Origin of the sequence: Arthrobacter sp. NPDC093128 (assembly GCF_040683875.1) — a bacterium.
Taxonomy (GTDB): Bacteria; Actinomycetota; Actinomycetes; order Actinomycetales; family Micrococcaceae; genus Arthrobacter.
Genome location: NZ_JBFBEY010000077.1, coordinates 1 through 1,013, shown reverse-complemented (window position 1 = coordinate 1,013; position 1,013 = coordinate 1). Strand labels below are relative to the sequence as shown.

Genomic DNA, 1,013 nt, shown 5'->3' with positions numbered 1-1,013 from the left:
TCGAGGTCGAAGTCAGCGCTGCCGCCGTCACCACCGGCCGGTTGGTCACCAGGGTTGAGGAAGGTAAGACGGCGTTCGCGGACTTCGGCGCCCGGCCCCGGACCGATGACCTCCAGCGGGAGGAAGCGTACGGCTCGCGGGAAGCCGCCGGTTTGGCGCCCGCCGGGACCCCGGCGCCGGTCCTGACCGCGGAACTGAAGGCCAAACTCGAAAGCGTCTGCACGGCAACCCTGTCCTCCCAGCTGCGCAAGCGCGGCCTAAACAACGTCAGCATCGACGGCCTGACCTCCACCCGGCCGGAGAAGCGGATCGTGGGCCTGGCCCGGACCCTGCGCTACGTCCCCAACCGCGAGGACCTCTTCAAGACCCACGGCGGCGGCTTCAACGCCCAGAAGAAGGCCATCGATTCGGTCAACGAAGGCGAGATCCTGGTGATGGAGGCCCGCGGCGAAAAGGGCACCGGCACCATCGGCGACATCCTGGCCCTCCGCGCCCAGGTCCGCGGCGCCGCAGCCATCATCACCGACGGCGGCGTGCGCGACTTCGCCGCCGTCGCAGCCATGGACATGCCCACCTACTACTCCAACCCGCACCCCGCGGTGCTCGGCCGCCGGCACATCCCGTGGGACACGGACATCACCATCGCCTGCGGCGGCACCACCGTGCAGCCCGGCGACATCATCGTGGCCGACTCGGACGGCATCCTGGTCATCCCGCCGGCCCTCGCCGAGGAACTCGCCGACGATTCCATCGCCCAGGAACGCGAGGAAGTCTTCATCGCCGAAATGGTGGCACAGGGTCACAGCGTGGACGGCCTCTACCCGCTGAACAGCGAATGGCGCGCCAAGTACGAACAATGGGAAGGCCCGGAACATGACTGAGACGGCTATGGAAACAGCCACCGAGAATGGCACCACGGCCGGCAAGTCGGCCGGCAGCAAGTCCGAGCAGGCCTACACGGCCGTCAAAGCCCGGATCGTGGACGGCACCTACACGCCCGGTTACCGGCTGGT

1 protein-coding gene and 1 pseudogene are annotated in these 1,013 nt (G+C 68.2%); both read left to right on the top strand.

All coding sequences use genetic code 11. The annotated features are described in order from the left end of the window. Window positions 1-881 (top strand): fumarylacetoacetate hydrolase family protein (locus tag AB0N24_RS27565; protein WP_364131783.1); only part of this gene is annotated, 881 nt, incomplete at its 5' end. Then, window positions 874-1,013: pseudogene (locus AB0N24_RS27560) on the top strand (GntR family transcriptional regulator); the annotation flags it as partial. The gene AB0N24_RS27565 and the pseudogene AB0N24_RS27560, both read left to right, overlap by 8 nt.